Raw genomic sequence first — 24,114 nt, 5'->3', positions numbered from 1 at the left:
GTCCCGATCCCGGCCGGCACCTCGCAGCAGGGCGAGCTCTAGCCCCCGGGGGCGGCGGGGTCGCTCCCGACCGTAGGCCTCCGCTGTTTCGCGCGCGTTTCCGGCGGGAGGCGCGCGATCCGGATCCGGAGCGGCCCCGCCCCCGGGGGCTAGAGCTCGCCCTGCTGCGAGGTGCCGGCCGGGATCGGGACGAGCCGCGTCACGACGGGAGGATGGGCGACGAGTCCGCGGATCGCCGCGTTGAGGCGGACGACCGGCTCGCCGGCGCCGTGCGCGTCGAGCAGGTCGCCGCTCGTCCACTTCTCCAGCATGACGATGGTGCCGTCGGGCGAGTCGTGGATCGCGTAGAGCTCGCAGCCCTCCTCCTCGTGCACCTCCGCGATGGCGGTGGAGAGGGCGGCGACGAGCGCGTCGCGCTGCCCCTCGGCGGGAGTGAAGATCGCGGTGACGACGACGGGATCGGACATGGCGTGCCTTTCGGAGGGGGAGGGGGATCAGCGCCGCGGGGGTGCGGCGCAGCTGGAGCGGATGACGAGGTCGGCCTGCACCTCGATGTGCTGCGGCGCCTCGGGGAGGCGGCCCTGCATGCGGGCGAGGACGAGCTCGACGCTGTGACGGGCGAGCATGTCGATCGGCTGGCGGACGACGTTGAGCGGCGGGGTGACCAGCTCGCTCCACGGGTTGTCGTCGAACACGACGACCGAGAGGGCCTCCGGGATCCGGATCCCGAGCTGGAAGAGCCGGTGCACGGCGCTGCGCACCTGCGCGCCGCTGCCCGCGGTCTGAGGAGGCCGCGGCTGCCGCGGCACCTCCGGCCGTCGGAGCAGCCGCAGGCCGGTCGCGAGCTGCCAGGCCGTGACGGCGTAGACGGAGGCGCGCTCCCAGACGCCGTCGGGCAGCAGGTCGACGCCGGGCACGCGGGTGTCGACCTGCAGCATCAGCAGCGCGAGCAGGCCGGCCGCACCGAGCACGATCCCGACCGTCTCGAGCGCCCACGGGGCGCGGCCGCGCCGGGCCGCGGCACCGGCGACGATCGAGGCCGCGTTGCCGCCGACGATCGCCATCGCGGCGCCGACCACGTGCAGGCCGCCGATCCCGTTCTGCGCACTGGCGCTGCTCCCGTGCACGAGGCCCACCACGGCGATGCCCACGGCGTAGACCACGGCGAGGGAGAGGAACAGCCCCCGCGATCCGCCCCGCGCCGCCCGCACGGTCGTGACGGCGGCGGCGAGGTAGAGCGCCCCCTGCAGGAGGAATCCGGCGTTCATCACCGCGTGCAGCGGCGAGTCGATCGCGCGCCCCTGGAACACGCCCACCTCGGGCACGCCGAGATCGCTGATGTAGTTCCGTGCGTAGCTGTAGCCCGGGAACGCGGACGCGGCGACCGCCTCCGCTCCCACGTAGGCGAGCGCGCTCACCACCCACAGCACTCCGGCCCCACGAGTTCCCATGCGCCCATCATCCCCGGGCCCGGCCGCGCCGGACGTCGGCGCCGGACGGCTCCCCGGCTAGGCTCGCCGGATGCTGCAGGTGCGGGGTGAGTCCGGGCAGCCCGTGCTCCTCCTGCCGGGCGGGGGCGAGGCCGTCGACGGGTTCTTCCCCGGGCTGGTCGAGGGCCTGATCGTCGATCCGGGCTGCCGGGTGGTCCTCTACGACAGACCGGGCACAGCGGGGTCGGAGGTCGCCGGCGGACTGACCGACGCCGCCGACGCCGTCCACGCCGTGCTGGCCGGCCTCGGGACAGGTCCCGTCGTCGTGATCGGCCAGAGTCTCGGCGGTGCCGTCGCGATGCTGCTCGCTCGCGATCATCCCGAGGACGTCGCGGGACTGGTGCTCCTCGACCCGACGCCCGTCAACGACACGGCACTGGCGCGTCAGGTGGAGCGGACGGCCCGGGCGACGGCGACGCTCTCGAGGCTGCCGGGGCTAGGCCGAGCGCTGTCCGCGCTGCTGCGCACGAGCGCCGCCCGGTCGGCGAGGCGCTACGCGATGAGCCCGGACGCGCGCGCGGCCGCTCTCGCGATGGCGGACGTCGACCTGCCGGGGCTCGCCGCCGCCGCCGCCGGTCTGGAGCAGGTGGCGCGGGGCTTCGACGAGTCTCAGCTGCCCGCCGTCCCCGCGGCCGTGGTGACTGCGGACCGCCGGCCCGGGTCCTCCCTGCATCGCGCGCATCGGCGCGTGGCCGCCACACTGGACGCGCCGCTGCTGTCCTGGCCGGGAGCCGTGCACGAGGTGCATCTGAGCCACGAGCGCGAGGTGCTCGAGGTCGCCCGCGCGGTCGTGCGGGCCGTCGCCTCCGACTAGGTCCGGAGCCGCTGCGCCGCCGCTCCGGTCACAGGCTGAACCCGCCGTCGGTCGTGAGCACCTGCCCGACGACCCAGCTGCCCGCCGACGTGGCCAGCCATGCGATCAGCTCCGCGGGGAGGCGCGGGGCCACCCGGTACGAGGACGCCGCTCCGGCTCCGCTGCGCGAGGGCGGCCGACCTGGACTACTCCTCGTCCGCCCGGTAGACCTTCCGGAACGCGTCCTTGCGGGCGATCCTCCCGCCGCGGAACTCGTAGATGTCGCAGCCCCGCGTGACCTGGGGTCCGCCGTCGGGGCCGGTCCCGGTGAAGGACCAGGTGGCCGCGCCGCGCGTCCCGGCGATGAGGGGAGCCCCCTCCTCGTGCCGCTCCTGTCCGGTGTCGAAGGCGAGCATGAGCGCGAATCCCTCGCGGACCTGCTCCTTGCCCGTCCAGGTGCGGCCGGGCTCGGGGCCGACGGACGCGCCGTACACGCAGTCGTCGGTCATGTGGCTCATCAGCGCTTCGAGGTCGTGGCGGGTCCAGGCGTCGCTGAACGCGGCCAGCACCTCGGGCGTCATCTCGCTCGTGCTGGTCTCGGTCGAAGAGGAGTCGTCCATGTGCGGGCCTCGGTCCTTCTGATCGGTGGACCGTCGTCGGTCGCTCTGCGACCGTGGCAGGTGAGCGGCCGCAGTGGCAACGCCCTCTAGCGGTCATGTCCGGAAGCGGACGGCCGGCGGATCAGTGGTCCGGCGACCCGCCGACCAACGGGTGAGCGCGACGGCGGGGGGCGGTGCGCTGCGGGCGGCGGGAGCGGCCGCCGAGGAGACCCGCTCCACCGGGCACTGCCGCGTCCCGATGCTGAGCCCCTTCGTGAAGGCCGTGCCGAAGTCGGACGCGGGCCGGCCCTCCTCCGCCTCCTCGGTCGCGGCTCTCGGGTCGCCGGCGGCGGCCGGATGCTAGGCGCTCGCCGCCTCCTCCGCCACCTCCTCCCCGCCGACCGGCGCCGGCGCGCAGGATGAGGAGCACCGGTCGCGGCGGGCACCGACCCCGCACCCGACCGGCACCGAGACCGCCACGAGCCCGCGCCAGCGGGAGGACAGCGAGAGCACCATGGGATTCTGGGGACCGACCGACGAGACCCGCGGCACGCGCCCGGTCGACGAGCCGCTCGGCGAGCTGGAGCTCGTGCACGCCTTCACCAGCGGGCCGATGCCCACCGGCGTCAGCGTCTCGCACACCGGGCGGATCTTCGTGAACTTCCCGAAGTGGGGAGACGAGGTCCCGGCCACGGTCGTGGAGCTGGTCGACGGAGCGGCGGTGCCCTACCCGGACGAGGCCTGGAACACGCCGTCGGGGATCGACGACGCCGGCGCCCTCGTCTCGGTGCAGAGCATCGTCGTCGATCCGGCCGACCGGCTCTGGATCCTCGACACCGGCAGCCCGATGTTCGAGCCGACGAAGAAGGGCGGCCCCAAGCTCGTCCGCGTCGATCTGGCGACCGACACCGTCGAGCAGGTGATCGTCCTCGAGCCGGACGTCGCCCTGCCGACCACCTACCTCAACGACGTGCGCTTCGATCTGCGGCGCGGCATCGCCTACATCACCGACTCGGCCGATTCCGGCCCGAACGGGATCATCGTCGTCGACCTCGAGGCGGGGACCGCCTGGCGCCGCCTGCACGACCACCCGAGCACGAAGGCGCTCACTCCTCCGGAGCTCGTGCCGATGGCGGAGGGCCGCGTGCTGATGAAGCGCCCGGCAGACGGCGACCCGCAGCCGGTGACGATGGGCGCCGACGGCATCGCGATCTCGGCCGACGGCGAGCGCCTCTGGTACTGCCCGCTCGCCTCCCGCCGCTGGTTCAGCGTGGCGACGGCGGCCCTGGTCGACCGGTCGGTGCCGGACGAGGACGTCGCGGCGACCGTCGTCGACGAGGGCGACAAGGGCGGGGGAGCGGACGGCCTCGAGACGGATGCGCTGGGCCGCTTCTACGCCACGAGCTACGAGAACAACGCGATCGTCCGCCGTCGCACCGACGGCACGATGGAGACGATCGTGCACGACGAGCGGCTGCTCTGGCCCGACACCATGTCGATCGCGACGGACGAGCACCTGTACGTCACCGCGAACCAGCTGCACCGCCAGGCCGACTACCAGGGCGGCACGGATCTGCGGACGTACCCGTACTCGCTGTTCCGGGTGCGGATCGGCGCGGGGCCGGTTCTCCTGCGCTGAAGGCCCCCGCCCGGTCTCCTGCGCCGAGATCCGCAGCGCGGATCAGCGCCAGTGGGCGAGCTCCGTGCGGAGGGTCGCGCGGGCGCGGGCGAGCAGTCCGCGGACGGTCGAGGTCGTGAGCCCCAGCTCGTGCGCGATCGCGTCGTAGCTGCACTGCTCCAGCTGGCGCAGCTCCCAGCAGCGGCGCTGGGCCGGGGGCATCGCGGCGAGCACCCGGTTGGCGTCGGCGGCGACCGATCCGCAGTGCGCGGCGTGCTCCGGGTCGTCGGCAGCGGAGGCGGGGAACTCGTCGTCCAGCTCGGCTCGCAGCCGCGAGACGCTGGAGCGGAGCCGGTCGACGCTGCGGCGGCGCGCGGTCGTGACGAGCCAGCCGGCGATGGTCTCGCCGTCGATCACGCTGTCCACGTGGGTCCACGCCGCGAGGAACGTCTCCTGCACCACGTCGTCGACGTCGGCGCTGCTGCGGAGGGTGCGGGCGGCCGTCGCGCGGAGCAGCCCGGTGTAGCGGCGGACGATGGTGGCGAACGCGCGGTCGTCGCCCTCCGCGGCGCGGATGACGAGCATCCGGTCCGAGTCGGGTTCGAGCAGCGCGAGCGGCGGCGCGGCGAGGGTCGAGGGGCGGGCCCCCGGGAGGCGTGCGGGGGTGGTGGCGGTGAGCATGCGGACTCCGGTCGACTTGATGTGCACGCATGATTCGGAGGCGCGCTCCCGCCCGGTTTCCCGGGGCGGGACCCCAGTGGGAGGGGCAGGTCTGTCCGGTTTCCGGGGACGTCAGCGCCGCCGCGACCACCAGCGGCGGGACCGCTCCGGCTCGGCGGCCGCCCGGGCCTCGGCCGCGGCGGCGCGATCGACGCGCCGCTGCGACCAGGCGGCGACCTCCTCGTCGACGTCCCGGAGCCGGGTGACGACGGGCGGCCCGCCCAGCAGCTGGCGGCGCGCCTCGATCACCCGCGTGTTGAAGTCGGCGAGCTCGGCGCGCACCTCCTCCTCGCGGTGCAGGCGGTCGAGGCGCTCGTCGAGCGCGCGGTCCTCGGCGCGGAGGAGGAAGGCGGCCGGGCCGATACCGGTGAGGTTCTCGCGCTCGATCTTGCGGCGGATCCACCAGTCCGGGTCGTGGGCCGCGCCCAGGTCCGGGAGCGGCTTCCCCGATCCCGGCAGGTCGTCGAAGTCGCCGCAGCGGATCGCGAGCTGGATCGCCGTCTCGACGAACGCGGCCCGCTCGAGCGGATCCTCCGGCAGGGCGGGCTGCTCCGCCTCCTCCTCGCCCGCGACGCCGGCCCGGTACCGGGCGGCGCGCTCCCTCGCATCCGACATCCCTCCACGCTAGATCGGGCTCCTCGCCCCGGGCAACCACCCCTCCCGCCGTCTCCGTGGTCGGCGGGGCGCCGCGGGTCGACATCGCCGGACCGGCGTGCGTAGTATCGATACTCGATAACATCGACGATCGATAAGGAGCACGCCATGACGAGTGTCATCCCCAGCGGACCGGTCCGGGAGCGTCCGCGCGTGTTCCGGGTGGCCAGGGCGGTCCTGCTCATCGTCGCGGTCTTCTCCGTGCTCACCGCGCTCCTGCAGACCTGGACCGTCACCACCGGGCGCACCCTGCTGGTCTTCGGGGGAGCGGACGGCCGCCTCCCGCTCCGGAGCCTCCCGCAGCTGCTGCAGGCCGAGCCGCGCGAGGGCACCGCGCCCACGCTCGCCGACGCCGCCCTCTCCCTCCGCCTGCTCGGTGCGCTGCCGAGCCTCCTCCAGGCGGTCACGATCGTCCTCGCCACGGTCTTCCTCCTGCGGGTCCTCCGCGGCATCGCGGCCGGACGCCCGTTCGACCCCTTCGTCCTCGCGAACTGGCGCCGTCTGAGCCTCGCCCTGCTGATCGGAGGAGTGGCGCAGGGCCTCGCCGACACCGCGGCGGGCCTGTACCTCAGCTCCGGCATCGGCCTGCTGTTCGCCGCCGGCCGGGTGACCGACGAGCAGCGCGACGCCTTCCTCGGCGGCGACTACCAGGCCATCGGGACGAACCTGCCGCAGTGGCCCGTCCCCGTCCTGCTCGCCGGAGTGGTGGCCCTCGCCCTGACGGCGGCGTTCCGCGCCGGCGCGAAGCTCGAACGGGACGTCGACGGCGTTGTCTGAGCCCGCCGACGACGAGAGGCACCGGATCGACTGCCACCTCGGAGCAGTGCTGACCGAGCGCGGCGTGACCCTCACCGCCCTCTCTGCCCGCACCGGCATCACGATGGCGAACCTCTCCATCCTCAAGAACAACCGCGCCCGCGCGATCCGCTTCACGACGCTGACGCTCATCTGCGACGCGCTCGACTGCACCCCGCAGGAGCTGTTCTCGATCCGGGCCGTCGACGAGCGGGCGTAGCGGCGGGCGGATCGGCCAGGGGATCTCTGCGGGGCCGATGGTGTGGACGCCGTCCGATCGGATCGTCGATCGAGCAGGCCTCAGCCGCGCTCCACGTCCGCCCCTCCTGGGATCGGCCGGAGCTCCCCGGAGCTCGCTCTCGTCCCGACCCATGGATGAGCCTCACCAGCGCGGTCGGCGGCCTCGGCCATCGACCGTCCACAGGGGAGCGAGCTCGTCAGCGGGACCGTCGAATGCGCCTCCGGTGGATGCCGGCGGCTGCTCGCGGTCGTCCCTCCCGACGCGAATCACTCCCGAGCAGTTGTGGAGCGAGCTCGAAAGGACCCCGCAGACACGCATCGCGGGAACCCTCCGGGACCCTCGCTCCATCTCGGTGGCTTCCACCGTCGAGGGGCCCCTCCTGAAGATCCGGGCCGACTACTGGTCCCAGGAGTACATCCCCTGGGGACGTGTGCGAAGCGTCCTCGTGGGTGCTTCCGCGAACCCGTCCCGTCGCGCTGTGCGATCTCCCTGAGACGGCGGCGGTGTACCCGTCGACGAGGCCGCCGGTCATCGTCCCCGCGAGGAGCGCCCGCTTCAGACCCGCACCGACGACGAACACGTCGATCGACCCGGGGTTCCCGAACGGGGGACGGACCGTGATGCACGTCTGGTCGTGCTGAGCGGCGGTCAGCGGTCGAGGACTTGACGAATGACGAGGACTCGGTTCTCCGTCGGCTCCCGCCCGACCGGGTCGAACCCGCTCGCCGTCGTCACTGAGACCCTGCTCGAGCTGGTCGGCGTGCTCGTGCGCGCCGCGCTGCGGCCGCTTCCCGCCCGCTCAGTCCAGCGGGTAGCCCGGCAGCCCGTCGATGCTGACCGCGTTCCGCGTGGCGCGGTACTCGGCCATGCCGTCGGGGCCCTTCTTCTCGGCCTGGAGGAGGAGCAGGTCGCGCTCGCCGATGGGCTCCATCACCGGCACGCCCCAGCCGCACGCGTCGCTGATGCGGGTGAGCTCGACGGTGACGACCGCGCGGGTGCTCGGGTGCTCGGGGTGCTGCTCCGCGACCTCGGCGAACGCCTCCGAACCGGGCAGGTGCACGGAGCCGGTGCCGTGCAGGCGGACGATGCGCGGACGCGGTCCGAACGACGCGAACATCAGGCACACGCGCCCGTTCTCGCGCAGGTGCGCGATCGTCTCGACTCCGCTGCCCGTGTAGTCGACCCAGCCGACGCGCCGCGGGCCCAGGATCGAGAACGAGTCGTGGCCGCGCGGCGACATGTTGACGTGCCCGTCGGCGGCGAGGGGCGCGGTGGCGACGAACCACATCGGCTGCTCGTGGATCCAGGAGGAGAGGCTCTCGTCGACCTCGTCGTAGACGTGCGCCACGGGATCAGGCCCCGGCCGCGCGGCGGACCAGCTCGGTGACGGCGGCGCGCGTCTCGGCGTCGGCAGAGACGAGCGCGTAGGCGGTCGGCCAGATCGTGCCGTCGTCGAGCTGCGCGCCGTCCTGGAAGCCGAGGGTCGAGTAGCGCGTGCCGAACTTCGCGCCGGGCTGGAAGAAGACGATCGCCTTGCCGTCGGAGCGCGCGTAGGCGGGGAAGCCGTACCAGGTCTTCGGGAGGAGGTCGGGAGCGGTCTCGCCGACGACGTCGTGCAGCATCTGGGCGATCGGCCGCTCCTCGTCGGTCATCGCGGCGATCGCGGCCTCCGCGTCCCTGCGGTCGGCGTCGGCCTTGTCGGCGCTCTTCTGCCGCTTCGCCTCCGCCCGCAGCTCGGCCGCGCGCTGCTTCATCGCCGCGCGCTCGTCCTTCGAGAAACCGTCTTCGGAGGCCATGTCCGCCCGTCCCGTCCGTCTGCGGCTCCCGGTCCGGGAGCGTCCCCGCACATCGTGACAGCGCCGCACTCGCCGCACAACGGCGGGAGCGAGCGCGACCGCGCGCCCCGGAAGCCAAGCCTCCGCGGTTAGCGTGGGCGGATGCGCCTCCTCCTGATCCGCCACGGCCAGACCCCCTCCAACGTCGCCGGGCTCCTCGACACCCGCGTCCCCGGACCCGGGCTCACCGACCTCGGCCGCACCCAGGCCGCGGCGCTGCCCGGTCAGCTCGCCGGCGAGGGGATCGGCGCGCTGCTCGTCTCGACGATGGTCCGCACCCACGAGACGGCCGCCCCTCTCGCCGCGGCGCTCGGGCTCGAGCCGATCGAGCGCGACGGCATCCGCGAGGTCGCGGCCGCGGGGCTCGAGATGCGCGGCGACGACGCGGCGGTCGAGGAGTACATGGGCACGGTCTTCCGCTGGGCCGGCGGCGAGACGTCGATCCGGCTGGCGGGCGGCGAGACGGGCGACGAGTTCGCGGCGCGCTACGACGCGGTGGTGGCGGAGGCGGAGGCGCTCGGGCACGAGGTCGTCGCGCTGATCAGCCACGGCGCGGCCATCCGCTGCTGGGCGGGTCTGCGCTCCCTCGACCTCGATGCGCGCTTCATCGCCGACCACCTGCTCGACAACACCGGCGTCGTCGTCCTCGAGGGCTCGGGCGACGCGTGGACGCTCGTGTCCTGGCAGGGCGAGCCCGTCAGCGGAGTCGGCGCGGCGGCCCCCTCGGGCCCGGCGGGCGAGACCACCGTCTGAGCTGCGGGGCCTCCTCGCCGGTCGAGCAGCGGCGGATGGAGACCGGCCGGAACGAGCGCCGCCGGCCGCGCCATCACGGTAACGATCGCGCAACACTCCGGAAACCAGCTCCGACCAGCACATTCGCTCGCACCGATCGGTTCATCACCACCCCTGGACCCGCCCCCGCAATTGTCCGACGTTTGCCCCTCGGCGGCTCCGCGGCTACCGTGGTCGGCGGTCCTCATGGGCCCCGATGAACCGGTCCGCGCTCGCACGGCGTCCCCCAGGACGCGCCGCGATCGTACGGTCAACGGGAGTGGAGGCGGCCCCGAGGCCGCCTCGGACGCTCTCGCCTCCACCCCCTGCCGCGCTGAGCGGCGGGACGCACGCGGAGGCTCGACGCACGGCTGTCCCACGCTCCCGACCCGGCACCACGAGATGAGCGCAGGGCGTCGTCCCTGCGCGCCGACGGAGTGTACGTGCACCAGAACCAGCAGATCATCAGCGAGCCCCGGAGCGAGGCGGGCGCCGATCCCGCGACCCCCGCTCTCGAGGCCCGCCACCTCTTCAAGGTGTTCGGCCGGAAGCCCGACGAGGTCGTCCGCCGACTGGGCGAGGGCGCCGACCGCGGCGAGCTCGCCGGACTCGGCACGGCCGCGGTGATCGACGCGTCCTTCACCGTGCGCCGCGGCGAGATCTTCGTCGTGATGGGCCTCTCCGGCTCCGGGAAGTCCACCCTGATCCGCATGCTGAACGGGCTCCAGGAGCCCTCCGCGGGCGAGGTCCTGATCGAGGGCTCCACCATCACCGGCGTCTCCGAGGCGGAGCTGCGCCGCGTGCGCCGCTCGTCGGTGTCGATGGTGTTCCAGCACTTCGCGCTCCTCCCGCACCGCACCGTGCTCGACAACGTCGCGTACCCGCTCGAGATCCAGGGCGTCCCCGCGGCCGAGCGCCGCGAGCGGGCCCTGCTCGCGGTCGAGCGCGCCGGTCTCGCCGGCTGGCACGAGAAGATGCCCGACGAGCTCTCCGGCGGCATGCGCCAGCGCGTCGGCCTCGCCCGGGCGCTCGCCGCCGACACCGACATCGTGCTGATGGACGAGGCGTTCTCGGCACTCGACCCGCTGATCCGCCGCGAGATGCAGGAGCAGCTGATCGAGCTGCAGCACGAGCTCGGCAAGACCATCGTCTTCATCACGCACGACCTCAACGAGGCGATGTTCCTCGGCGACCGCATCGCGGTGATGCGCGACGGCCGCATCGTCCAGATCGGCACCCCGGAGGAGATCCTCACCGATCCGGCGAACGACTACGTCGCCCAGTTCGTGCAGGACGTCGACCGCGCCCGCGTGCTCACCGCCTCCGCCGTGATGGAGCCCGCCCGCTCCGTGGTCACCCTCGCGGCCGGTCCCCGCGCCGCGCTCCGGAGCATGCGCGACCTGCAGACCTCGGCCGCGTTCGTGGTCGGCGGCGGACGCCGCCTGCTGGGCACGGTACGCGACCGCGACGTGATCGAGCAGGTGCGCCGGAGCACCGGCGACCTCTCGGCGGTCCTCACCTCCGACGTCGTCACCGTCGGTCCGGACACCGCCCTCAGCGAGGTCATCGAGCCCGCCGTCGAGTCGGCGCTGCCGGTCGCCGTGGTCGACGCCGACGGGCGTCTGCTCGGAGCGATCCCGCGGGTGACCCTGCTCGCGGCGCTCGGCAACGTGCCCGCCCGCACCGGCGAGCACCCGGTGATCGAGCCGCCCGCCACCGTCTCGACCGAGGTCGTCACCGCGACCCTGCACGCGACCGGAGGCCCCGTCGACGACGCCGTCCTCGCGGCGGACGGAGGTGCACGATGACCGATCTCGGATTCCGCCTCCCGCTCGGCGCCCTCGCCGAGGGTGCCGTCGATGTCCTCACGCAGACCTTCCAGCCGGTCTTCGACCTGCTGCGCACCGTCTTCGGCGCCCTCTACTCCGGCGTCGACCTCGTCCTCGCGACACCGCCCTTCTGGGTGATTGTCGCCTTCCTCGCCGTACTGGCCTACGCCGTCCGCGGCTGGGTCTTCGCGGCCGGCACCGCCGTGGGGCTCCTGCTGATCGTGGGGGTCGACCAGTGGGAGAACGCGATGGACTCCCTCGCGCTGGTGCTCGTCGCCTCCGTGATCGCCATCGCGCTGAGCGTGCCGCTGGGCGTGCTCGCCGCGCGCAACCGCACGGCCTCCGCGGTCATCCGGCCCGTGCTCGACCTGATGCAGACGATGCCGGCCTTCGTCTACCTGATCCCCGCGCTGATCCTGTTCCGGGTCGGAGTGGTGCCGGGCATCGTCGCGACCATCGTGTTCGCCATGGCGCCGGGCGTCCGGCTCACCGAGCTGGGCATCCGCGGCGTCGACCCGGAGCTCGTCGAGGCGGGGGAGTCGTTCGGCTCCTCGAAGTGGCGGATCCTCCGCCAGATCCAGCTGCCGCTCGCGCTGCCCTCGATCCTGGCGGGCCTCAACCAGGTCATCATGCTCTCGCTCTCGATGGTCGTCATCGCGGGCATGGTCGGCGCCGGAGGGCTGGGCGGCGACGTCGTCGCGAGCCTCAACCGGATCGATGTCGCGCTCGGCTTCGAGGCGGGCATCTCCGTCGTGATCCTCGCGGTCGTCCTCGACCGGATGACCGGCGCGCTGGGCTCGCCCTCGCCGGCGAGGGTCGCCCGGGCGAAGAACCGCCGCGCCGTCGTGGCGACCCGCTCGGCCGTCGGCGTCGTCTCGATCGGCCTGGTCGCGTCCCTCGGGGCCGCGACCCTCGCCGCTCCCGCCACCGCCTCCTCCGTCGACAACGGCGACCGCACCGACGTGACCGTCGCCGTGTTCCAGGGCTGGGACGAGGGGATCGCCGTCTCCGCTCTGTGGGAGGCGGTGCTCGAGGAGCAGGGCTACGACGTGACCCTGCAGAACGCCGACGTCGCCCCCGGCTTCCAGGGCCTCTCGACGGGCGACTACGACCTCGCCCTCGACACCTGGCTGCCGCTCACCCACGCCCGGTACGTCGAGCAGTACGGCGACTCGATCGTCGACCTGGGCGCGTGGAACGATGAGGCGAAGCTGACCATCGCGGTCAACGAGGACGCCCCGATCGACTCCCTCGAGGAGCTCGCCGCCGACCCGGGCGTCGTCGGCAACCGCCTGATCGGCATCGAGCCCGGCTCCGGTCTCAACAAGACGACGACCGAGGACGTCATCCCCGGCTACGGCCTGGAGGGGATGGACTACCTCACCTCCTCGACGCCGGCCATGCTCCAGGAGCTCTCGAGCGCGACCGCCGCGGGCGAGAACATCGCCGTCACGCTCTGGCGCCCGCACTGGGCCTACGACGCCTTCCCGGTCAAGGACCTCGAGGACCCGAAGGGCCTGCTCGGGCAGGCGGAGGGGATCCACTCCTTCGGCTCGGCCGCGTTCGACGCGGACTACCCGACGATGAGCCGCTGGATCCGCGACTTCCGGATGGACTCGAAGACGCTCTACTCGCTCGAGAACGCGCTGTTCAACGACGGGGCCGACGACCGCTCCGCCGCCCTCGCCGCGTGGATGGACGAGAACCGGGAGTACGTCGACACGCTGATCACCTGATCCGCCACCACGACGAAGGCCGAGAGGCCGGGCGGCCCCGGACCAGGGCTGTCCCGGCCTCTCGGCCTTCGTCGCGCAGAAGTCAGGCGGCGCTGACCCGGCGTCCCGCGGTGGCGCGGACCAGGAGGGTGACCACCAGCACCACGGCGGCGGCGACCAGCGCGGCGATCCCGGCGGGGACCGAGACGAGCTCGCCGGCGAAGCGGCCGACGGCGACCCAGGAGAGTCCCCAGACGAGCGAGAGCATCGGGGCGATGCGGCCGCGGCCGGTGACCGCGATCAGGAGTCCGACGAGCGCGGCGACGGCGAGGACGACGACTGCCCAGACCGCGGCGCCCGGACCGTCCGCGCTGCCGACTCCCGCGCCGACGAGCCCGGCGGTGACGTTCGCGGCCGTGGCCACGCACACCCAGCCGAGGTAGAGCCCGAAGGTGCCGTCCGTCACGATCGCGTCGACCACTCCGGCCGAGCGGGTGGTCCGCAGGATCACGAAGATGCGCGCGAGCACGGCGAGCAGCAGGGCGATCACGACGACGCTGAGCGTCAGGAAGCCGGCCTGGACGACCAGGATCCACGCGGCGTTCAGGAGGAGGCTCGCGGCGGCCCAGTAGCCCAGCCGGCGGTGGCGGGTGCGGGCTGTCTGCGAGGGCAGGAACTGCCAGATCGCGTAGGCGATGAGGCCGGTGTAGATGACGCTCCAGATCGCGAAGGCGGGGCCGTCGGGAGCGATGGGGGTCGAGGACGCGGTCAGGGCGCCGCCGGCCGCGTTCTGGATCTGCGTGCCGCCCGCGGCGCCCGAGCCGATGAAGGAGCCGATGAGGGCGAGCACCGCGCTCACGGCGACGACGACCTGGCGGATCCGGTCGGCGCGGTCGGGGGTTCGTGTGGCGGTCATGTCGCTCCTCCATTAGTCAGCTGGCTGAGTAATGAGAGTAGCGCGATTCCGCTCCCCGTCCACTGGGGCTTGCGGCGAGGCCCCGACCCTGGAGAGGGCCGGGGCCGGATTCTCAGGCGCGGGCGGCCGCGTACTGCTCGCGGATCACGGGGCGGTGGTCCGGCGCGGGCTCGGCCACCGAGGTGACGGTCCACGTCGGACGCGATCCTGTCAGCGCCCAGGCGGCCTGCACGGCGGCACCATCGGCCACGTACTCGCCGGGCGTCGGCACCTGCACGGGCACGTCGAACACCTGCGATGCAGCGAGCTGCACGGCGCGGTTCTGCGCGGCTCCGCCGATGAGGAGGATGCGCCGCGCCTCCACTCCCTGCGCGCGAACGGCGTCGAGCCCGTCGGCCAGTCCGCAGAGCATGCCCTCGATCGCCGCGCGGGCGAGGTTCGGTCGCGTGGTCGAGGCGATGGTCATCCCGTGCAGGCTCGCGGTCGCGTCCGGCAGGTTCGGCGTGCGCTCGCCCTCGAAGTAGGGGACCAGCACGAGGCCGTCGGCACCCGGCTCCGCCTCGAGCGCCAGTGCGGCGAACTCGTCGAAGTCGCTGCCGAGCAGGGTCGCGGTCGAGGCCAGCACGCGCGCGGCGTTGAGCGTCGCGACCAGCGGCAGGAAGCGCCCGCTCGCATCGGCGAAGCCGGCGACGGTCCCGGAGGCGTCGCGCACCGGGTCGTCCGTGACGGCGAAGACGGTGCCGCTCGTGCCGATGCTGACGACCACGTCGCCGGGGCCGGCGCCGAGGCCGAGCGCGGCGCCCGCGTTGTCGCCCGCGCCGGGGCCGACGACGAGTCCGCTCTCGGTGCGGCCCGCCTCCTCCGAGGGGCCGAGCACGCGGGGGAGCAGCGGGCGGTGGCCGAGGGCGCGCTCGAGCAGGTCGAGGTCGTAGCCGTCCGCTCCCCAGTACGAGGTGCCGGACGCGTCGGACCGGTCGGTCGTGAGCGCGTCGAGCTGCGGACCACGGGCGGAGTCGGGGCCGTAGCCGAGCAGGCGCCAGGTCAGCCAGTCGTGGGGGAGCGCGACGGCGGCGACACGGGCGGCGTTCTCGGGCTCGGCGTCGCGCAGCCAGCGGAGCTTGGTGGCGGTGAAGGAGGCGACCGGCACCGATCCGGTCCGCTCCGCCCAGGCCCCGGCTCCGAGCTCCTCGATGAGCGCGGCGGCGGCGGGCGCGCTGCGGGTGTCGTTCCAGAGCAGAGCGGGGCGGATGACGGCGCCGCTCTCGTCGAGGACGACCATGCCGTGCTGCTGGCCGCCGACCGAGATCGCGGCGACGTCGTCGAGCCCGCCGGCGTCGGCGAGGGCGAGCTGCAGCGCCTCCCACCACGCGGCCGGATCGACCTCGGTGCCGTCCGGGTGGCTCGCCCGGCCGGTGCGCACCACGGCGCCGGTGTCGAGGTCGCGGACGACCACCTTGCAGCTCTGGGTCGACGAGTCGATCCCTGCGACGAGCGTCATCGCTGTCCTCTTTCGTTGGGGGGTTCGGGTTCGGGCGTCCGGTGCGGAACCGGGCCGGATGCAGGAGAACGGACGAGATCCCGTGCCGGTGCAGGGGATCTCGTCCGTCTCAGGTCGTCCCGCGGCGGACCGCGGGCTCAGGGGGTGCGGGTCAGCCGCGGGCGCCGAGCAGGTGCTCGGTGGCCAGCTGCTGCAGGCGCACGAAGCCGAAGCCCTTGCCGCCGAGGTAGGCGTCGGCGTCGAACGACTCGTACGAGGCGGTGTCCGCGAGCAGGTCGTCGTACGACTCGCCCTCGTTCAGCGTCGGGGTGGAGAGCTCGGCGACCTTCGCGGCGGCCAGCGCCTCCTGCACCTCGGGGTCGGCGCGGAAGGCCGCGGCGCGCTCCTTGAGCAGCAGGTAGGTGCGCATGTTCGCGGCGGCCGAGTCCCAGACTCCGGTCTCGTCCTCGGTGCGCGAGGGCTTGTAGTCGAAGTGGCGCGGGCCGTCGTAGGCCGGGACGCCGCCGGGGCCGCCGTTCTCGAGGAGGTCGACGAGCGAGAACGCGTTGTGCAGGTCGCCGTGGCCGAAGACCAGGTCCTGGTCGTACTTGATGCCGCGCTGGCCGTTGAGGTCGATGTGGAAGAGCTTGCCGTGGTACAGCGCCTGGGCGATGCCGGCGGTGAAGTTCAGGCCCGCCATCTGCTCGTGGCCGACCTCGGGGTTCACGCCGACGAGCTCGGGGCGCTCGAGGGAGTCGATGAACGCGATCGCGTGGCCGAGCGTGGGCAGCAGGATGTCGCCGCGGGGCTCGTTCGGCTTGGGCTCGATGGCGAAGCGGATGTCGTAGCCCTTGTCGGTGACGTAGTCGCCGAGCAGGTTGACGGCCTCGCGGTAGCGCTCGAGCGCGGCGCGGATGTCCTTGGCGGAGTCGTACTCGGCGCCCTCGCGGCCGCCCCACATGACGAAGGTCTTCGCGCCCAGCTCGGCGGCGAGGTCGATGTTGCGGAGGACCTTGCGCAGCGCGAAGCGGCGGACGTCGCGGTCGTTCGAGGTGAAGCCGCCGTCCTTGAAGACCGGGGCGCTGAAGAGGTTGGTGGTGACCATCGGCACGACGAGGCCGGTGGACTCCAGCGCGCCCTTGAGGCGGTCGATCTGGGTCTGGCGCTCGGCGTCGGTGGAGCCGAAGGCGAACAGGTCGTCGTCGTGGAAGGTGAGGCCGTACGCGCCGAGCTCGTCGAGCTTCTCGACCGCGTGGACGACGTCGAGCGGCTCGCGGGTCGGGCCGCCGAACGGGTCCGTCCCGTTGTAGCCGATGGTCCAGAGGCCGAACGAGAACTTGTCGGCGCGGGTGGGGGTCAGGGACATGGGATCCGAATCCTTTCCGGCGACGTCGCCGAATTGTTGTTGAGCCCAACATATCCCCTGAGGGTCGGGAGGCGCAACGAGCGGAAGGCCCGGCGCGTCGCCCTCCGGCCCCTCGCGGGTGCCGCCCGTTCGTGCCGCGGAACCGCTCGCGGAGCGGGCCGGCGCCCGGGGAGGTCGTCGCGAGGATCGCTTGCGCAAGCGCTTCGACTGTGCGTACAGTCGCTCCAGCACGACCGGTCGAAGCGCTTCGAAGCTCGACCGCGACCGACGACGACGTCCGGCAGGAGGAGCCATGGCGACCATCCACGATGTGGCCCGCGCTGCCGGAGTCTCGATCAGCACCGTCTCCTACGCCCTCTCCGGCAAGCGCTCGATCGCCGCCTCCACCCGGCAGCGCGTCGACGACGCGGTGCGCCAGCTCGGCTACCGGCCCCACGCGGGAGCCCGGATGCTCGCCGGGGCGCGGACCCACATCCTCGCCCTCTCCGCCCCGATGCGCGGCGAGCTGCATCTGCCGACCCACATGCGCTTCGTCACCGAGGTGCTCGAGCGCGCCCGGGAGTCGGACTACGACGTCCTGCTGCTCGTCACCGACGAGGCGTCCAGCGGCATCGGGCGCGTGTCCTCCTCCTCGCTCGTCGACGGCATCGTCCTGATGGGCGTCGACGACGACGACGACCGCGCCGAGCTGATCCGCGCGGCCGGGGTCCCCGCCACCTTCATCGGCGTGCCCGCCGACTCCCACGATCTCGCCTGCGTCGACCTCGACTTCGCCGAGGCCGCCCGCCAGAGCGTCCGCCGGCTCGCCGAGCTGGGCCACCGCTCGCTCGGCCTGCTCGAGCACCCGCAGTCCTACACCGACCGCAACGCCGGCTTCGTCCGCCGCTTCGACGAGGCGTTCCGCGCCGAGGCCGCGGCGCTCGGAGTCGAGATCGCGGTCGAGCGCCCGCACATCGGCCGCCCGAGCGCACAGGCCGCGATCGACGCGATCCTCGCCGCACCCGTCCCGCCCACCGCGCTCGTGCTGCACTGCAACGAGCCCGTGGCGGAGGCGGCGATCGAGCGCGTCCTCGAGCGCGGCCTCTCCGTCCCCGGCGACCTGTCGATCCTGGCGGCCTGCGCCAGCTACGACGGCGGCGCCCTCCCGGTCCCCACCAGCAGTCTTCCCCTCCCGTTCGACGCGATGTGCCGAGCGGCCGTCGCGCGGACCCTCCAGCAGATCGACTCCGGCCGCACCGTCGGCGTCGAGCTGCTCCCGCCCTCCTACGTCGACCGCGGATCCCTCGCGGTCGCTCCGACCGGCGCTCCGGTGCCGGCGGTCCCGTCCGGCACTCCCGCGCCGGCCTCCCTCTAGTCCTCCACCCTCTTCCTGCCCGCTCCGGCTCTGCGCACTGTCGAAACGCTTCGACACCATGCCCCCGCGAGAGAGCGCTCCCTGCACCACCTCCGCAGCACCACCGCACCGTTCGAAGGAGAACCACCGCAATGTCGCTCCGATCCCGCTCCGCCTTCCACCGCCCGACCGCCGGTCTCAGCCGGCGCAACCTCCTCGCCGGCGGAGTCGGCCTCAGCGCGATGTTCGCGCTGGCCGCCTGCTCTGATGGCGGCTCCGACGCCGGCTCCGATGCGCTCTCGACCACGGTCGACGGCGCCGGCCGCACCCTCACCCTCTGGGACTTCGAGACGCCCGACAGCGACCGCGGCATCGCGTGGCTCGCCGCCCGCGACATCTTCACCCAGGAGACGGGGGCCGAGATCGCGTACGAGTTCAAGGCCTTCGAGCAGCTGCGCACCGGCGCCAGCCAGATCTTCAACTCCAACTCGGCACCCGACGTCGTCGAGTACAACAAGGGCAACGCGACCAGCGGACTCCTCTCGAGCCAGGGCCTGCTCACCAACCTCGACGAGGCGGTCGCGTTCTACGGCTGGGACTCGCTGATCCCCGGCGCGCTCCAGACCACCGCGAAGTACGACGAGAACGGGATCATGGGCTCCGGCTCCTGGTACGGCATCCCCAACTACGGCGAGTTCACCTTCGTCTACTACAACAAGGACGCCTTCGCCGCGAACGGACTCGAGGTCCCCACCACCTACGAGGAGTTCACGGCCGTCCTCGACGCCTTCGTGGCCAAGGGGATCACCCCGCTGGCCGAGGCCGGCGCCGAGTACCCGTTGCAGCAGCTCTTCTACCAGCTAGCGCTGCTGAAGGCCGACCGCTCCTGGATCACCGACTACCAGACCTACACGGGCGAGGTCGACTTCGAGGACGCGGCCTGGAGCTACGCGGCCGACCAGCTGAAGACCTACGTCGACAAGGGCTACGTCTCGGCCGACGCCTCCGGGCTGAAGGCGGAGGACGCGGGCACGGCGTTCATCTCGGGCGAGTACCCGATCTTCTTCTCGGGCTCCTGGTGGTTCGGCCGCTTCAAGACCGAGATCACCGGATTCGAGTGGGACACGTTCCTCTTCCCGGGCGCCGAGTTCACGATGGGCTCCGCCGGCAACCACTGGGTGATCCCGGAGACGGCGAAGAACAAGGATCTCGCCTACAAGTGGATCGACATAACGATGCGACCCGAGATCCAGAACCTCATCGGCAACAACGGAGGCATCCCGCTCGTCGTCGACGAGAGCGCCATCACCGACGAGAAGAGCAAGGCGCTGCTCTCGCAGTGGAAGACGGTCGTCGACGGCGACCAGCTCTCCTTCTACCCCGACTGGCCCACCGCGACCTTCTACGACGACCTGGTCGCCGCCACGCAGGAGCTCATCAACGGCTCCTCCGACGAGTCCGCCATGCTGTCCGACCTCCAGGCCAAGTACGACGACGGAGTCGCCGACATCACGTGACGCGGAAGCGTCACGTGATGTCGGCCACGGCGGCCGGCCCCGCGCCTGCAGGCGCGGAACGGCAGCGGAAGACCCAGTGAGGTGACGGCGACTCCTCGACGGGGTCGCACAAGCACCGCCGAGCCTTCACCCCCCCCCCGCTGGATGCCGCTCCGGTACGCGACACGCCGTCGCCTCCGTACCGGAGCGGCATCCCGCGGCAGCACACCCACGACCCCGTCCGACCTAGGAGTACCCATGACGACGACAGCACCTCGTCGCGCGGAGAGCGCGCCGCCTCCCACGACGCCGCCCCGCGAGAAGCGCTCCGGCGGCTACTGGCTCTACCTGATCCCCGGGTTCGTGCTCTTCACGTTCATCGTGCTGATCCCGCTGATCTGGAACGTCTACGTCAGCTTCACGTCCTGGCGCGGCATCAAGCCGCCGATCTTCATCGGCCTCGACAACTGGATCGAGCTGATGGGCGACGACCAGTTCTGGACCTCGTTCCTCAACTCGGTCTACATGATCATCGCGATGGTGATCGTCCCCACGATCCTCGGACTCCTGCTCGCGGCGATCCTCTTCGATCTCGTCGGCAAGAAGTTCGGCGGGCGCCTGGCGAGCTTCCTCCGCGCCACCTACTACCTGCCGCAGATCCTGCCGACCGTCATCGCCGCGATCGTCATCGGCTGGATCCTCCGCCCCGACAACGGCGCGCTGAACTCGATCCTCGAGGCCGTCGGGCTCGGCTCCCTCTCGCACGACTGGCTCGGCAAGCCGGACACCGCGATGCTCTCGATCATGGTCGTGATGATCTGGGTGCAGCTGGGCTACCCGGTCGTCATCTTCATGGCGGCGCTGCAGCGCGTGGACCCCGAGCTCTACGAGGCGGCGGAGCTCGACGGGGCGAACTGGTTCCAGCGCTTCCGCTGGATCACGGTCTCGATCATCCGGCCCGAGATCTTCGTGGTCACCCTCACCTGCACCATCGCCGCGCTGAAGGTCTTCGGCCCGATCTACGCCCTGACCCGCGGCGGCCCCGGCGACTCCACGATCGTCCCCTCCTACTACTCGTACACCGAGTTCTTCCAGAAGCAGCAGGTGGGCTACGGCGCCACCATCGCGACCGCGCTCACGATCGTCATCGTGATCCTCGCCGTGCTGTTCATCCGCGCCCAGGAGCGCGTCGAGCGCAGCGAAGGAGCCCGCTGATGTCGGCCATCGAGACCCTGCCCCTCACTCAGGCCGGCACGGAGGACGCGGACCTCTCGTCCTCCCGTCCCGCCAAGCCCGCGAAGGGCACGACGAAGCGCACCCTCGGCGACTGGGTGATCCTCGCCGTCGCCGTGGTGATCGGGCTCGTGATCATCAGCCCGGTGCTGCTGATCCTGCTCAACTCCTTCAAGACCCCCGCGGAGTACTCGGCGAACGGCCCGCTCGCCTTCCCGACCGGCCTCTCCTTCGACGGCCTCTCGACCTTCTGGAGCCGCGTCGACTTCCCCGAGAAGCTCGGCAACTCGATCCTCATCTCGGGGTCGGTCGCGATCCTCGCCGTCGCCCTCTCGGTGCTGAACGCCTACGCGATCGGCATCGGCCGGGTCCGAGGCCGGAGCTGGATCATCGTCCTGTTCCTGCTGGCGAACATGCTCCCGCAGGAGGCCCTGCTCTACCCGCTGTACTACATGTTCAAAGCGGTCGGGATCTACGACACCCAGCTGTCGGTCATCGTCATCTTCACCGTCATCCAGTCGGCGTTCGGCACCTATCTGCTCTCGAGCGTCTACGGCACCTTCCCGAAGGAGATCCTCGAGGCCGCGGCTCTCGACGGCGCCTCGAAGTGGCAGGTCCTCACCCGGGTGATCGTCCCGATCTCGCGGCCCACCCTCTCGGTGCTGATGATCTTCTTCTTCATCTGGACCTGGAACGAGTTCCTCATCCCGCTGGTCTTCCTGGTGAGCGACGCGACGCAGACCGTCCCGATCGCGATCTCGAGCCTCCAGGGCGACAAGATCATGGACGTCACCACGACCAGCGCGAGCGCCCTCCTGGGCCTTCTCCCGACGCTGATCTTCTTCCTGATCTTCCAGCGCACCCTCACCCGCGGCATCACCGCCGGCGCGGTCAAGTAGCCCTCTCTCCCTCCGTCGGCGCCTCCCTCACGGGATCCGCCGGCGCGCCATCGAAAGGCACCTCCATGAAGTTCACCGACGGGTTCTGGCAGACGCGGGCCGGATTCACGCCCCTGTTCGCGCAGGAGGCGTACGACATCCGCACCGACGGCACCTCGCTCGAGGTGATCGCCCCGACCCGGGTCATCCAGGGCCGCGGCGACGTCCTCAACCGGCCGGCGCTCACGGTCACGGTGTCCTCGCCGGCCGAGGGGGTCGCGCGGGTGCGGATCGAGCACTGGCGCGGGACGGCGGTGCGCCCCGGCTTCGAGCTGGCCGAGGGCGACGTCGGAGCGGCGGAGGTGACGGAGTCCGGCGGCGTGCTGCGCACCGGCGCCCTCGAGGTCCGGATCAGGCAGGGCGCTCCGTGGTCGCTGGAGTTCTGGGACACCTCGACCGGCACGCGCCTCACCGGCTCCGGGCACAAGGCGCAGGGCTACCTGACCGGACCGGACGGAGCCGCCTACCTGCACGAGCAGCTCGACCTCGGCGTCGGCGAGCTGGTCTACGGGCTCGGCGAGCGCTTCGGCCCCTTCGTGAAGAACGGCCAGACCGTGGATGTGTGGAACGCCGACGGCGGCACCTCCTCGGAGCAGGCCTACAAGAACGTCCCGTTCTACCTCTCCAGCCGCGGCTACGGCGTGCTCGTGAACGATCCCGGCCTCGTCTCGTTCGAGATCGGCTCCGAGGCGGTCGAGCGCGTGCAGTTCTCGGTCGGCGGCGAGGCGCTGGAGTACCTGGTGATCCAGGGCCCGACGAAGAAGGACGTGCTGCGGCGCTACACCGGCCTCGCGGGCCGCCCCTCCGTCGTCCCCGCCTGGAGCTACGGACTGTGGCTGACGACCAGCTTCACCACGAGCTACGACGAGGAGACGGTGAACTCCTTCATCGACGGCTTCGCGGAGCGGGAGCTGCCGCTGTCGGCGTTCCACTTCGACTGCTTCTGGATGCGCGAGTTCCAGTGGACCGACCTCGAGTGGGACCCGCGCACCTTCCCCGACCCCGAGGGGATCCTCGCCCGCCTGCACGAGCGCGGGCTGCACACCTGCGTCTGGATCAATCCGTACATCGCGCAGGCGTCGCCGCTGTTCGCCGAGGGGCGCGAGAAGGGCTACCTGCTCAGAACGGCCTCCGGCGACGTCTGGCAGTGGGACATGTGGGTCGCCGGCATGGCGCTGATCGACTTCACGAATCCGGAGGCGACCTCCTGGTTCCAGGAGAAGCTCCGCGTCCTCGTGCGCCAGGGCGTCGACTCCTTCAAGACCGACTTCGGCGAGCGGATCCCGTCGGAGGGCGTCGTCTGGGCCGACGGGACCGACCCCGAGGCCATGCACAACTGGTACACCCAGCTCTACAACCGAGCGGTGCACGAGGTGCTCGAGCAGGAGCTCGGCGAGGGCCGCGCGGTCCTCTTCGCCCGCAGCGCCACGGTCGGCGGGCAGGCGCTGCCGGTGCACTGGGGCGGGGACAACACCTCCTCCTACGTGTCGATGGCCGAGACCCTGCGCGGAGGCCTCTCGCTCGCGCTGGGCGGGTTCGGCTTCTGGGCGCACGACATCGGCGGCTTCGAGGGAACGCCCGATCCCGGAGTGTTCAAGCGCTGGCTCGCGTTCGGCCTGCTCTCCTCGCACTCGCGGCTGCACGGATCCTCCTCGGTGCGCGTGCCGTGGGCGTTCGACGAGGAGGCCGTGGAGGTCACCCGGCTCTTCACCCGGCTGAAGCTCTCGCTGATGCCCTACCTCTTCGCGGCGGGGGCGGAGGCGGCGAGCACCGGCGTCCCGATCATGCGGCCGATGGCGCTCGAGTTCGAGGACGACCGCAGCGCCGCCCACCTCGACACGCAGTACCTGCTCGGGCACGACCTGCTCGTCGCTCCGGTGTTCACCGAGGACGGCACGGTCGAGTTCTACCTCCCGCGCGGGACGTGGACGAGCTGGTGGACGGGCGAGCGGATCGTCTCGACGGGGGAGTGGCGACGCGAGGTCCACGGCTTCGACTCGCTGCCGCTGTACGTGCGCGAGGGCGCGGTGATCCCGGTGGGGGCCCGCCAGGACTCGGCCGAGTACGACTACCTCGACGGGCTCGAGCTGAGGGTGTTCCCGGGGCCGGACGGAGCGACGCCGGTCCGGGTCGTCGCGCACGACACGGGGGAGGAGACGGCGTTCACCGTGACGCGCTCCGGCGGCGACGTCTCGGTCGACGGCCCGGCCGGCACCTGGACCTGGGTCGAGGCCTGAGCGGCGCCCTCCTGCTGATCGAGCAGCGGGCGCAGCCCGCCCCTCGAGACCCCCCGCC

23 protein-coding genes are annotated in these 24,114 nt (G+C 72.3%); 13 read left to right on the top strand and 10 right to left on the bottom strand.

What is annotated here, in order from left to right:
• Positions 1–149: 149 nt before the first annotated feature.
• Positions 150–467, bottom strand: coding sequence for a putative quinol monooxygenase (locus tag C5C46_RS15640; protein ID WP_104224889.1), 318 nt, complete (start codon positions 465–467; stop codon positions 150–152).
• A 27-nt stretch (positions 468–494) separates the two neighbouring features.
• Positions 495–1,451: a DUF998 domain-containing protein gene (locus C5C46_RS15635; protein ID WP_258059546.1), complete on the bottom strand. Its 957-nt coding sequence runs from the start codon at positions 1,449–1,451 to the stop codon at positions 495–497.
• 70 nt (positions 1,452–1,521) lie between these two features.
• On the opposite strand from C5C46_RS15635, the gene C5C46_RS15630 reads away from it, so the two are divergent.
• Positions 1,522–2,304: an alpha/beta fold hydrolase gene (locus C5C46_RS15630; RefSeq protein WP_104227369.1), complete on the top strand. Its 783-nt coding sequence runs from the start codon at positions 1,522–1,524 to the stop codon at positions 2,302–2,304.
• Positions 2,305–2,489: 185 nt separating this feature from the next.
• Here C5C46_RS15630 and C5C46_RS15620 read toward each other — a convergent pair whose 3' ends face one another.
• Complete coding sequence (locus tag C5C46_RS15620; RefSeq protein ID WP_219812314.1) at positions 2,490–2,903, bottom strand: nuclear transport factor 2 family protein; 414 nt, start codon at positions 2,901–2,903, stop codon at positions 2,490–2,492.
• A gap of 151 nt (positions 2,904–3,054) precedes the next feature.
• Here C5C46_RS15620 and C5C46_RS15615 point away from each other — a divergent pair, with 151 nt between their 5' ends.
• Both C5C46_RS15615 and C5C46_RS15610 read left to right on the top strand, forming a co-directional pair.
• Complete coding sequence (locus C5C46_RS15615) at positions 3,055–3,246, top strand: hypothetical protein (protein WP_104227368.1); 192 nt, start codon at positions 3,055–3,057, stop codon at positions 3,244–3,246.
• 150 nt (positions 3,247–3,396) lie between these two features.
• Complete coding sequence (locus C5C46_RS15610) at positions 3,397–4,521, top strand: L-dopachrome tautomerase-related protein (RefSeq protein WP_104227367.1); 1,125 nt, start codon at positions 3,397–3,399, stop codon at positions 4,519–4,521.
• A 42-nt stretch (positions 4,522–4,563) separates the two neighbouring features.
• On the opposite strand, the gene C5C46_RS15605 is transcribed toward C5C46_RS15610, so the two are convergent.
• Positions 4,564–5,208: an RNA polymerase sigma factor gene (locus C5C46_RS15605; protein WP_104227366.1), complete on the bottom strand. Its 645-nt coding sequence runs from the start codon at positions 5,206–5,208 to the stop codon at positions 4,564–4,566.
• Between the two features lie 84 nt (positions 5,209–5,292).
• The gene (locus C5C46_RS15600; RefSeq protein ID WP_104227365.1) at positions 5,293–5,835 is read right to left on the bottom strand and encodes a DUF1992 domain-containing protein; all 543 of its coding nucleotides are present in this window, start codon (positions 5,833–5,835) and stop codon (positions 5,293–5,295) included.
• A 147-nt stretch (positions 5,836–5,982) separates the two neighbouring features.
• Between C5C46_RS15600 and C5C46_RS15595 the strand changes: the two genes are divergently transcribed.
• Together C5C46_RS15595 and C5C46_RS15590 are read left to right on the top strand one after the other, a co-directional pair.
• Positions 5,983–6,651 (top strand): hypothetical protein, encoded by a 669-nt coding sequence (locus C5C46_RS15595; protein WP_104227364.1) that lies wholly within the window; start codon positions 5,983–5,985, stop codon positions 6,649–6,651.
• Positions 6,644–6,889 (top strand): helix-turn-helix transcriptional regulator, encoded by a 246-nt coding sequence (locus tag C5C46_RS15590; RefSeq protein ID WP_104227363.1) that lies wholly within the window; start codon positions 6,644–6,646, stop codon positions 6,887–6,889. Before C5C46_RS15595 ends, C5C46_RS15590 begins: the two co-directional genes overlap by 8 nt.
• An 820-nt stretch (positions 6,890–7,709) precedes the next feature.
• Here C5C46_RS15590 and C5C46_RS15585 read toward each other — a convergent pair.
• The gene (locus C5C46_RS15585; RefSeq protein WP_104227362.1) at positions 7,710–8,258 is read right to left on the bottom strand and encodes a pyridoxamine 5'-phosphate oxidase family protein; all 549 of its coding nucleotides are present in this window, start codon (positions 8,256–8,258) and stop codon (positions 7,710–7,712) included.
• Between the two features lie 4 nt (positions 8,259–8,262).
• The gene (locus C5C46_RS15580) at positions 8,263–8,706 is read right to left on the bottom strand and encodes a hypothetical protein (protein ID WP_104227361.1); all 444 of its coding nucleotides are present in this window, start codon (positions 8,704–8,706) and stop codon (positions 8,263–8,265) included.
• A 141-nt stretch (positions 8,707–8,847) separates the two neighbouring features.
• On the opposite strand from C5C46_RS15580, the gene C5C46_RS15575 reads away from it, so the two are divergent.
• The 3 genes from C5C46_RS15575 (at position 8,848) to C5C46_RS17390 (ending at position 13,081) form a co-directional block, all read left to right on the top strand.
• The gene (locus C5C46_RS15575) at positions 8,848–9,498 is read left to right on the top strand and encodes a histidine phosphatase family protein (RefSeq protein WP_104227360.1); all 651 of its coding nucleotides are present in this window, start codon (positions 8,848–8,850) and stop codon (positions 9,496–9,498) included.
• Positions 9,499–9,959: 461 nt separating this feature from the next.
• Positions 9,960–11,324, top strand: a complete 1,365-nt coding sequence (locus tag C5C46_RS15570; protein WP_374952941.1) for a glycine betaine/L-proline ABC transporter ATP-binding protein — start codon at positions 9,960–9,962, stop codon at positions 11,322–11,324.
• A complete protein-coding gene (locus tag C5C46_RS17390; protein ID WP_104227359.1) occupies positions 11,321–13,081 on the top strand; it encodes an ABC transporter permease/substrate binding protein in 1,761 nt (586 codons plus the stop codon). The genes C5C46_RS15570 and C5C46_RS17390 overlap by 4 nt, the downstream gene beginning before the upstream one ends.
• A gap of 82 nt (positions 13,082–13,163) precedes the next feature.
• On the opposite strand, the gene C5C46_RS15560 is transcribed toward C5C46_RS17390, so the two are convergent.
• From C5C46_RS15560 to xylA, 3 genes are all read right to left on the bottom strand, one after another.
• Positions 13,164–13,976, bottom strand: a complete 813-nt coding sequence (locus C5C46_RS15560) for a tryptophan-rich sensory protein (protein ID WP_104224878.1) — start codon at positions 13,974–13,976, stop codon at positions 13,164–13,166.
• A 112-nt stretch (positions 13,977–14,088) separates the two neighbouring features.
• Positions 14,089–15,474 carry a xylulokinase gene (xylB, locus tag C5C46_RS15555; protein WP_104227358.1) on the bottom strand — a complete coding sequence of 462 codons (1,386 nt, stop codon included), beginning with the start codon at positions 15,472–15,474 and terminating at the stop codon, positions 14,089–14,091.
• 151 nt (positions 15,475–15,625) lie between these two features.
• Positions 15,626–16,819, bottom strand: a complete 1,194-nt coding sequence (gene xylA, locus C5C46_RS15550) for a xylose isomerase (RefSeq protein ID WP_104227357.1) — start codon at positions 16,817–16,819, stop codon at positions 15,626–15,628.
• Positions 16,820–17,111: 292 nt separating this feature from the next.
• Here xylA and C5C46_RS15545 point away from each other — a divergent pair, with 292 nt between their 5' ends.
• The 5 genes from C5C46_RS15545 (at position 17,112) to yicI (ending at position 24,056) form a co-directional block, all read left to right on the top strand.
• Positions 17,112–18,173, top strand: a complete 1,062-nt coding sequence (locus C5C46_RS15545) for a LacI family DNA-binding transcriptional regulator (protein ID WP_104227356.1) — start codon at positions 17,112–17,114, stop codon at positions 18,171–18,173.
• Between the two features lie 131 nt (positions 18,174–18,304).
• On the top strand, positions 18,305–19,669 hold the full coding sequence (locus C5C46_RS15540) for an ABC transporter substrate-binding protein (RefSeq protein WP_258059544.1): 1,365 nt from the start codon (positions 18,305–18,307) through the stop codon (positions 19,667–19,669).
• A 237-nt stretch (positions 19,670–19,906) separates the two neighbouring features.
• The gene (locus tag C5C46_RS15535; RefSeq protein ID WP_104227355.1) at positions 19,907–20,863 is read left to right on the top strand and encodes a carbohydrate ABC transporter permease; all 957 of its coding nucleotides are present in this window, start codon (positions 19,907–19,909) and stop codon (positions 20,861–20,863) included.
• Positions 20,863–21,780, top strand: coding sequence for a carbohydrate ABC transporter permease (locus C5C46_RS15530; RefSeq protein WP_104227354.1), 918 nt, complete (start codon positions 20,863–20,865; stop codon positions 21,778–21,780). The genes C5C46_RS15535 and C5C46_RS15530 overlap by 1 nt, the downstream gene beginning before the upstream one ends.
• Before the next feature lie 65 nt (positions 21,781–21,845).
• Positions 21,846–24,056, top strand: a complete 2,211-nt coding sequence (gene yicI / locus C5C46_RS15525) for an alpha-xylosidase (protein ID WP_104227353.1) — start codon at positions 21,846–21,848, stop codon at positions 24,054–24,056.
• Positions 24,057–24,114: the final 58 nt, after the last annotated feature.

This window comes from Rathayibacter sp. AY1E6 (assembly GCF_002931115.1).
Classification (GTDB): domain Bacteria; phylum Actinomycetota; class Actinomycetes; order Actinomycetales; family Microbacteriaceae; genus Rathayibacter.
The sequence above is the reverse complement of the archived record's forward strand: the minus strand, read 5'-3'. Positions and strand labels throughout refer to the sequence as shown.

Coding starts and splice junctions, on each gene's coding strand:
- C5C46_RS15640 (WP_104224889.1), bottom strand. CDS start 467: ATGTCCGATCCCGTCGTCGTCACCGCGATCTTCACTCCCGCCGAGGGG.
- C5C46_RS15635 (WP_258059546.1), bottom strand. CDS start 1,451: ATGGGAACTCGTGGGGCCGGAGTGCTGTGGGTGGTGAGCGCGCTCGCC.
- C5C46_RS15630 (WP_104227369.1), top strand. CDS start 1,522: ATGCTGCAGGTGCGGGGTGAGTCCGGGCAGCCCGTGCTCCTCCTGCCG.
- C5C46_RS15620 (WP_219812314.1), bottom strand. CDS start 2,903: ATGGACGACTCCTCTTCGACCGAGACCAGCACGAGCGAGATGACGCCC.
- C5C46_RS15610 (WP_104227367.1), top strand. CDS start 3,397: ATGGGATTCTGGGGACCGACCGACGAGACCCGCGGCACGCGCCCGGTC.
- C5C46_RS15600 (WP_104227365.1), bottom strand. CDS start 5,835: ATGTCGGATGCGAGGGAGCGCGCCGCCCGGTACCGGGCCGGCGTCGCG.
- C5C46_RS15595 (WP_104227364.1), top strand. CDS start 5,983: ATGACGAGTGTCATCCCCAGCGGACCGGTCCGGGAGCGTCCGCGCGTG.
- C5C46_RS15580 (WP_104227361.1), bottom strand. CDS start 8,706: ATGGCCTCCGAAGACGGTTTCTCGAAGGACGAGCGCGCGGCGATGAAG.
- C5C46_RS15575 (WP_104227360.1), top strand. CDS start 8,848: ATGCGCCTCCTCCTGATCCGCCACGGCCAGACCCCCTCCAACGTCGCC.
- C5C46_RS17390 (WP_104227359.1), top strand. CDS start 11,321: ATGACCGATCTCGGATTCCGCCTCCCGCTCGGCGCCCTCGCCGAGGGT.
- C5C46_RS15560 (WP_104224878.1), bottom strand. CDS start 13,976: ATGACCGCCACACGAACCCCCGACCGCGCCGACCGGATCCGCCAGGTC.
- xylB (WP_104227358.1), bottom strand. CDS start 15,474: ATGACGCTCGTCGCAGGGATCGACTCGTCGACCCAGAGCTGCAAGGTG.
- xylA (WP_104227357.1), bottom strand. CDS start 16,819: ATGTCCCTGACCCCCACCCGCGCCGACAAGTTCTCGTTCGGCCTCTGG.
- C5C46_RS15545 (WP_104227356.1), top strand. CDS start 17,112: ATGGCGACCATCCACGATGTGGCCCGCGCTGCCGGAGTCTCGATCAGC.
- C5C46_RS15540 (WP_258059544.1), top strand. CDS start 18,305: ATGTCGCTCCGATCCCGCTCCGCCTTCCACCGCCCGACCGCCGGTCTC.
- C5C46_RS15535 (WP_104227355.1), top strand. CDS start 19,907: ATGACGACGACAGCACCTCGTCGCGCGGAGAGCGCGCCGCCTCCCACG.
- C5C46_RS15530 (WP_104227354.1), top strand. CDS start 20,863: ATGTCGGCCATCGAGACCCTGCCCCTCACTCAGGCCGGCACGGAGGAC.
- yicI (WP_104227353.1), top strand. CDS start 21,846: ATGAAGTTCACCGACGGGTTCTGGCAGACGCGGGCCGGATTCACGCCC.